General features: G+C 45.9%; 8 protein-coding genes. 7 read left to right on the forward strand and 1 reads right to left on the reverse strand.

Going from position 1 to position 7385, the window contains the following annotated elements:
- The first annotated feature begins 108 nt into the window (after positions 1 to 108).
- On the forward strand, positions 109 to 1788 hold the full coding sequence (locus QZ147_RS07460; protein ID WP_295148851.1) for an anaerobic C4-dicarboxylate transporter: 1680 nt from the start codon (positions 109 to 111) through the stop codon (positions 1786 to 1788).
- A gap of 35 nt (positions 1789 to 1823) precedes the next feature.
- Here the strand turns inward: QZ147_RS07460 and flhB are convergent, their stop codons facing one another.
- Positions 1824 to 2900, reverse strand: a complete 1077-nt coding sequence (flhB, locus tag QZ147_RS07465) for a flagellar biosynthesis protein FlhB (protein WP_295148852.1) — start codon at positions 2898 to 2900, stop codon at positions 1824 to 1826.
- Positions 2901 to 3189: 289 nt separating this feature from the next.
- Here flhB and rplU point away from each other — a divergent pair, with 289 nt between their 5' ends.
- The 6 genes from rplU to QZ147_RS07495 form a co-directional block, all read left to right on the forward strand.
- Complete coding sequence (gene rplU, locus QZ147_RS07470) at positions 3190 to 3504, forward strand: 50S ribosomal protein L21 (RefSeq protein WP_295148854.1); 315 nt, start codon at positions 3190 to 3192, stop codon at positions 3502 to 3504.
- Between the two features lie 149 nt (positions 3505 to 3653).
- Complete coding sequence (rpmA, locus tag QZ147_RS07475; protein ID WP_002943616.1) at positions 3654 to 3911, forward strand: 50S ribosomal protein L27; 258 nt, start codon at positions 3654 to 3656, stop codon at positions 3909 to 3911.
- 344 nt (positions 3912 to 4255) lie between these two features.
- The gene (gene obgE / locus QZ147_RS07480; RefSeq protein WP_295148856.1) at positions 4256 to 5311 is read left to right on the forward strand and encodes a GTPase ObgE; all 1056 of its coding nucleotides are present in this window, start codon (positions 4256 to 4258) and stop codon (positions 5309 to 5311) included.
- A 126-nt stretch (positions 5312 to 5437) separates the two neighbouring features.
- A complete protein-coding gene (locus tag QZ147_RS07485) occupies positions 5438 to 5779 on the forward strand; it encodes a hypothetical protein (protein WP_295148858.1) in 342 nt (113 codons plus the stop codon).
- 183 nt (positions 5780 to 5962) lie between these two features.
- Complete coding sequence (gene fmt / locus QZ147_RS07490) at positions 5963 to 6883, forward strand: methionyl-tRNA formyltransferase (protein WP_295148860.1); 921 nt, start codon at positions 5963 to 5965, stop codon at positions 6881 to 6883.
- A partial coding sequence (locus QZ147_RS07495) for a biotin--[acetyl-CoA-carboxylase] ligase (RefSeq protein WP_295148862.1) occupies positions 6877 to 7385 on the forward strand: 509 nt, incomplete at its 3' end. The genes fmt and QZ147_RS07495, both read left to right, overlap by 7 nt.

Genomic DNA, 7385 nt, shown 5'->3' on the forward strand with positions numbered 1-7385 from the left:
ATGTAAATTTAAATTAAATTTTTAGTAGAACTTATTAAGAATTTTAATTATTTTTTAACTTTAATGATTTTATAATGGCGTCAAAATTTTATTCAGAAAGGTTGAAAGATGGAATTTTTAACATCTTTAAGCGAGAGCACGCAGTTTTTCTTGCAGTTAATCGTCGTGCTGGGCTGTTTGTTCTACGGAGCTAAAAAAGGCGGTATGGCGCTGGGCGTTCTAGGCGGTATCGGCCTTGTTATCTTGGTATTTGCATTCGATATGAAGCCCGGAAAACCGGCGGTAGACGTTATTCTTACGATTCTAGCCGTAGTCGTAGCAAGCGCTACTTTGCAAGCCGCGGGCGGTCTTGACGTTATGCTTCAAATCGCGGAAAAAGCGCTTAGAAAGCATCCTAAGTTAGTTTGTTATCTGGCTCCGATTTGCGGCTGGACGCTAACGGTTCTATGCGGCACCGGACACACGGTTTACACGCTACTTCCTATTATTTACGACGTATCGATGAAAAGCGGTATCCGTCCGGAGCGCCCGCTGGCGGCTACTACGGTTTCCTCTCAGCTAGCCATCATCGCTAGCCCGGTTTCGGTTGCGGGCGTATCTATGGTCGCGGTTTTGCTAGGCACGGGCACCGTTCATATCGATGGCTTTACTAGCTACGTAGATTTGCTTAAAGTTACGATTCCGGCTACCTTCATAGGCGTGCTTTGCATCGGTACTTTTTCCGTATTTAGAGGAAAAGACCTTGATAAAGACCCTGAATTTCAAGAAAAAATTAAAGATCCGGAGCAAAGAAAATACATCTACGGCTCTGACGATTCTAAATCGCTAGTCGGCGTTCATCTGCCTAAAAAGCAATGGAATATAATGTGGATATTCTTAGCTACCATCGCTATCGTGGCGGTTCTAGGCTACTATAAACAGCTTCGCCCTAGCTGGACTAGCAATGTCCCTGGTAAATCGGTCGAGATCATAGTAGATAAAAAAACCGTTAAAAATATTACCATCAAAGACGGACAAGTAGTAACTATGGTAGCCGACGGCAAAGTAGTTTCAAACGTAAAAGATAGCAAGGTAAAAGACTCTACGAAATTTACTAGCGTAGAGGTGTTAGATAAAGACAAAAAAGTGACTCAAACTATCGTCGCAGACGGCGGCAACGTAGTCATTACCAAAGACGGTAAAAGCGAAACCGTCGCAAACGCTAGCATCGTAGTAAAAGATACTATGAAAAAAACCGCGCCTTTGGGCATGGTCGATACGATCCAAATTTTCATGCTTCTAGCCGCATCAATCATGATGATCTACTCAGGTATCAAGGCTGCTAAGATCGCTCAAAACGAGATCTTCCACAGCGGTATGGTGGCGCTTGTCGCGATCTACGGCATCAGCTGGATGGCAGATACGATGTTCCACTCTCATATCGAGATGCTAAAAGGCTCGCTAGGAGAGGTGATGAAGGCCTATCCGTGGATGTATATTATCGTCGGTATGCTTATATCTAAGTTCCTAAACTCTCAAGCCGCTGCCGCCGCGACGTTCGTACCGCTTGCGGTACAAATAGGCGTGGATCCAGGTATCATCGTCGCGTTTGCTACGGCTTGCTACGGATACTTTATTCTTCCTACATATCCAAGCGACCTTGCGGCGATCCAGTTTGACCGCTCGGGTACTACGCACATCGGTAAATACGTTATTAACCACAGCTTTATTATCCCCGGCTTCATCGGCGTATTTAGCTCGTGCGGTATCGGCTGGATACTAGCGCATATCTACGGCTTTGTCGCCTAGGTTTTAAAATTTAGAGTCCGAATTCGGGCTCTAAACTATTTCAATTTATCCTTAAATTTTTCCTGATTTCCCATGTAAACGAAACTTAATACCTCCGCAACGGCGCGAAATAAATTCGCAGGTATCATGCTATCGACTTCGCAGACTTTGTAAAGCTCGCGCGCAAGAGGAGGATTTTCTACGATTTGCACGCCGTTTTCGGCGGCGATTTTGCGAATTTGCATCGCGACGAAGTCTACTCCCTTGGCTAAAATAACGGGCGCGCTATCTTTTGATTTGTCGTATCTGACGGCCACGGCGTAATGAGTCGGGTTGGTGATGACGACGTCGGCTTGCGGGACGTTTTGTATCATCCTGCGCCTAGCCGCGCGCATTTGCAGCTGACGGATGCGGCCTTTTACCTGCGGGTCGCCTTCCATTTGCTTATATTCGTCTTTAATCTCTTGTTTACTCATTCGTAGATCGCGAAAATACTGAAATCGCACGATTAAAAGATCGATTAGACCGATTACTAAAAGCACTAAAAGCATCACGCCTACTAATATTATTAGCTTTTCTTTTAGCCATGCTAGTTGATCAAACATCGATAAAAACAGCGTTTTAGGAAGTTCCTTGATAAACTGTAAAAAAAAATAAAACGCCACGCCGAAAACCGCCGTCACTTTTGCTACGATTTTTATACTCTCGATGGCTTTTTTCATCGAAAAGAGATTTTTAAGCCCTTTTAGCGGATTTATTTTGGCGATATCGGGCGTGATGGGCTTTGTCGTAAAAATTAGCCCGAATTGCATCGTATAGGCGATTATACCGCCGATCGCCACGCAGATGCAAACCGGTAGTATCATTAAAAGTATTCTCGCAAGCGAGTTGATAGCTAACTGATAAAGCACGCTAGGCGTTATCTCGGCGCCTATAAATTTTTGGTAATAAGTATATAAAGCCACGACTTGATCGCGCATAAAATCAAGCATCGCAAGAAGTACTAAAATACCTATTACTAGCGTTACGAAGCCGCCTATATCTTGGCTTTTGGGGACGTTGCCGTCCTTGCGCGCGTCTTCGATTTTTTTGGAGGTGGGTTCTTCAGTTTTTTCTTGGTCTTCGCCTGCCATTTTCGTCCTAAATTTATTTTGCCGAGCGTTTTGGCTCAAATTTGCTTAAATTTGGGCGATTATACCTAAAAGGAGGTTAAAATTTACGCTACAATGGAAAGTTTAAGGAGAATTATTTGTTTTTGCGCGTGACCTAAAAACCTGGCGGACGAAATTTTAAAAGCTAGGGCATTAAACCAAAATTTATAAATTTTTGGGTATCATCCATCTCTTACAACCAACAAAGCTCCCCAAGTCTTTTGAAATCCAAAAGCGCTTTTTGGTCTTACCAAATTTAGAAAGGTAGAGTATGTCAAAATACGCTATATTTAAGCACGGCGGCAAGCAGTATCGCGTCAGCGAAGGCGAATATCTTAAGCTTGACCATTTCAGTGCTGAAGCAAAATCATCAGTCGAGATTACGGACGTTTTGTGCGTAAACGACGGTGAAGTAAAGGTAGGCGCGCCGTTCGTAAAGGGTGCGAAAGTCGTTCTTGAAGTCGTAAACGAGGGCAAGGATAAAAAAGTCGTTATTTACAAAAAACGCAGACGCAAAGACTCAAAACTAAAACGCGGTTTTAGAAGACAGTTCACACGCGTAAAAGTCGTAAGTATCGCAGGCTAATAAGCCAATCGCGATGTATCGCAAAGATAGACGAGGCGAAAATCGGGATTTGAACGCAGCGACCGCATGGGTCGTGAGTATCAAATATCGAATTTTCAACGAAGTATATCGAAGCGAGACGAGTAAGTTTAATTTAAAAAGGAACTGATATGGCACACAAAAAAGGTCAAGGCTCAACCCAAAATAACCGAGATTCCATCGGACGACGCTTAGGCGTTAAAAAATTCGGCGGCGAATTCGTTCGCGCGGGCAACATCATCATCCGCCAGCGCGGTACCGCTACTCACGCGGGCAGCAACGTCGGCCTAGGCAAAGATCACACGATTTTCGCTCTAATCGACGGTTTCGTTAAATTCGAAAGACTAGATAAAAACAGAAAAAAAGTTTCAGTTTATCCTGCTGCGTAATCCTTGGGGCGAAAGCCCCTTTTTTAAAACAACTCAATTTTCATGAAATCTAAAAGTTTTTCTCGATCAAAACGGCTTCGCTATCCCAACTCGCTTAGGAAAGATTTAAAATTTATCAAAAAATCTCGTATTAGAAACGACCGCCGCACTATTCGTCAAATCCTGAAATTTGATCCAAACCGCGAAAATTTACCGCAAACGATCCGCATAAATAACGGCGCATGGCAAATCGTTTAAGCTTTGCGGCAAATCAAATTTTAATCAATAAACCGATATAATCCGAAAACTTCGCAAAATAACGAACCGAAAAATAATGAAAGAAAATTTAAAAACCAAGGCAAAAAATGTTTATAGATAGCGTAAATTTAACCCTAAGCTCTGGCCACGGCGGAGCCGGTTCGGTGAGCTTTCGCCGCGAAAAACACGTGATTTTAGGCGGACCGGACGGCGGCGACGGCGGCGACGGTGGCGATGTATATTTCGTCGCCGATAACAACACGCACACGCTGGCGGCATATAAAGGCAAAAAGGCCATGCGCGCGCAAAACGGCGAAGCGGGCACGGGGCGGAGAATGCACGGTAAAAGAGGCGAACACCTCGATCTCATCGTGCCTCCCGGCACCGCGGTACTAGATGCCCAGACGGGCGAGCTACTCTGCGACTTAACTAGCGAAGGGCAGCGCGAGCTATTTTTAAAAGGCGGCAAAGGCGGGCTTGGCAACGTGCATTTTAAAAGCTCGATCAATCAAGCCCCCGAATACGCACAAAAAGGTCTCGAAGGCGAAACGCGCGAGGTGCGATTAGAGCTAAAACTCATCGCCGACGTGGGGCTAGTGGGCTTTCCAAACGTGGGCAAAAGCACGCTAATCTCGACAGTTTCAAACGCCAAACCCCAGATTGCAAACTACGAGTTTACCACGCTCACGCCAAAGCTCGGTCTCGTTGAGGTGGACGAATACAGCGGCTTTGTCATGGCCGATATCCCGGGCATTATCGAGGGCGCAAGCGAGGGGCGCGGGCTTGGCGTGCAGTTTTTAAAACACGTCGAACGCACTAAAATTTTACTTTTTATGCTCGATCTTGCGAACTACCGTAGCCTTAAGGAGCAGTTTGACGCGCTGAGGGCCGAGACGGCGAAATTTTCCGGAGAGCTTGCAAAAAGAGACTACGCGATCGCTCTAACTCGCGCGGACGCGGCTGAAAATTTGCAGGAAAAATTTGACGCGTTTTTGTTGCATTTGGGACTCGCGGGCACGGCGGGCGAGATGAAATTTAAACAAGATATTTATGAATTTGACGCCGCCAAGCCATTTTTTGTAATGCCGATTTCTTCGGCGACAGGACAAAATATAAACGAGCTAAAATTTAACCTGCTTGAGCTACTTAAAAAGGAGCTGTAGGTTGTGCTAAAGCCACGCCGCAGAGGGCTTTTGCGAATGCAGGTCTTAAGCGCGCCCGTATATGCGGGTAAATTTTATGTTTATCGCTCGCAAACGTCGCAAAAATATAAAATTTAAGAAGGCGAAATGAATAAAATTTTTATTCTAGTATTTTTATGCTTTGGCGCATACGGTTGCGATCCCGCCGATCCAGTGCCGAATTTTATGGACTTTAACGACAAGGATCATGGCGGTGCGCTGAGCTTGCAGGAGTGGACGGCGAGCGAGGTGCCGTCCGGGCTGAGAGTAGAGCTAAATCTGCGCTCAGGCTCGGAATTTAAGAGGCTCGATGCTAATCATGACGGCAAGATTAGCCTTGATGAGCTGGGAGCGAAACTGTCTGCAAAAATTTATTGGTCCGAAGATTCGTGTGCTTTTTGGCCTTGGCCGGACGGATCCGAGGATAAAAATCAATCCGCCGTTAAATAAGCGCGAAAAACGGTAATGATACGGCCTTTTGCGCAGGGTTTGGTTTGTGCGATGCGTATAAATTTTACCTTGCGCACAGCGCAGATTATCGGTTTTGCAATTTGCGCAAAATTTATATTACGCTAGGTAAGCATGGCGTAAATTCGGCTCGCACCGTGATGTGGCTAAATTTAAAGGAAAAGAATGAAGATAGTTTTTATGGGAACGCCCGAATATGCGGCTAAAATTTTGCGCGCACTTACTGAGGCGAAATTTCAGATCGCGGCCGTCTTTACGCAGCCCGATAAGCCTGTCGGCAGGAAGCAAATTTTAACTCCGAGCGAGGTTAAAGTTTATGCGCAGCAGCATCTGTCCGCCGTGCCAATCTTTCAGCCTGCGAGTTTAAAAGACGAGGCGGTTGCAGCGCAGATAAAAGACTTAAAACCTGATTTCATCGTGGTTGCCGCATACGGTAAAATTTTGCCGCAGGCTGTCCTTGATATCGCGCCTTGTATAAATTTGCACGCCTCGATCCTGCCTAAATACCGCGGTGCAAGCCCGATCCAAAGCGCGATCTTGGCGGGCGAAAAGCAGACGGGCGTGACGGCGATGCTGATGGATGCAGGGCTTGACACGGGCGATATGCTTGATTTTGCCTACACGCCTTGCGAGGATAAAACGGCGGCGCAGCTGTTTAGCGAGCTTGGGGATTTGGCGGGCGAGCTGATCGTGCGAGTGTTGCGAAATTTTGCAAATTTGACTCCGATCAAGCAAGAGGGCGCGCAGGCTACGCACTGCAAAAAAATAGCAAAATCAGACGGGCTTTTTAGTTTTGAGGAAAGCGCACGGCAAATTTATAATAAATTTCGCGCGCTAACGCCCTGGCCGGGGATTTATCTAGCTAGCGGGTTAAAAATTTTGGATTTAAAATATCTCTACGGACGCGAGGATGAGTGCCGCAAGCCCGGCAAAATCATATTTGACGGCAAATATTACATTTACGTTGCGTGCGGAGGAGGGGGCGCTTTATGCATAGAGACCGTGCAAGAGCCGGGCAAAAAGCCCGTGGATGCTAGCTCGTATCTAAACGGCAAGCGCCTTGGCGTCGGCTATATTTTATGTTAGTAGAATTCGTAGATAGCCTGCCCTCTACGCAGCTATTTTTAACCGATGCGGTGCGACGCGGCGCTATCAAACCGCCTTACAGCATCGTAGCGAGCGAGCAAACTGGCGGCATAGGCAGCCGCTCCAACGAGTGGGTCGGGCTAAAAGGAAATCTGTTTTTTTCGTTTTGCGTGGACGAGAGATCGCTGCCGGAGGATCTAAATCCGTCGTCGGTCTCTATTTATTTTGCGGGCGTAATGCGCGAAATTTTAGCTCAAAAGGGCTCTGAAATTTGGCTAAAATGGCCTAACGATTTTTACGTCGGCGAGCTTAAAATCGGCGGCGCGATGACTACAAAAATAGGCGATTGTTACGTCTGCGGTATAGGGATGAATTTACTAGCCGCACCCCGAAATTTCGGAGTTTTAGACATCCAAATAAGCGCAAACGAGCTAGTTTGGGTATTCTTGGAATTATTAAAAAAAAAGATTTCGTGGAAGCAGATTTTTAGCAAATTTAGGAT

The organism is uncultured Campylobacter sp. (genome assembly GCF_905371695.1).
GTDB lineage: Bacteria > Campylobacterota > Campylobacteria > Campylobacterales > Campylobacteraceae > Campylobacter_A.

What these genes read in the sequence shown, in the direction of transcription:
- rpmA (WP_002943616.1), top strand. Translation starts at nt 3,654, where the DNA reads ATGGCACACAAAAAAGGTCAAGGCTCAACCCAAAATAACCGAGATTCC.
- flhB (WP_295148852.1), bottom strand. Translation starts at nt 2,900, where the DNA reads ATGGCAGGCGAAGACCAAGAAAAAACTGAAGAACCCACCTCCAAAAAA.
- QZ147_RS07485 (WP_295148858.1), top strand. Translation starts at nt 5,438, where the DNA reads ATGAATAAAATTTTTATTCTAGTATTTTTATGCTTTGGCGCATACGGT.
- fmt (WP_295148860.1), top strand. Translation starts at nt 5,963, where the DNA reads ATGAAGATAGTTTTTATGGGAACGCCCGAATATGCGGCTAAAATTTTG.
- QZ147_RS07460 (WP_295148851.1), top strand. Translation starts at nt 109, where the DNA reads ATGGAATTTTTAACATCTTTAAGCGAGAGCACGCAGTTTTTCTTGCAG.
- obgE (WP_295148856.1), top strand. Translation starts at nt 4,256, where the DNA reads ATGTTTATAGATAGCGTAAATTTAACCCTAAGCTCTGGCCACGGCGGA.
- rplU (WP_295148854.1), top strand. Translation starts at nt 3,190, where the DNA reads ATGTCAAAATACGCTATATTTAAGCACGGCGGCAAGCAGTATCGCGTC.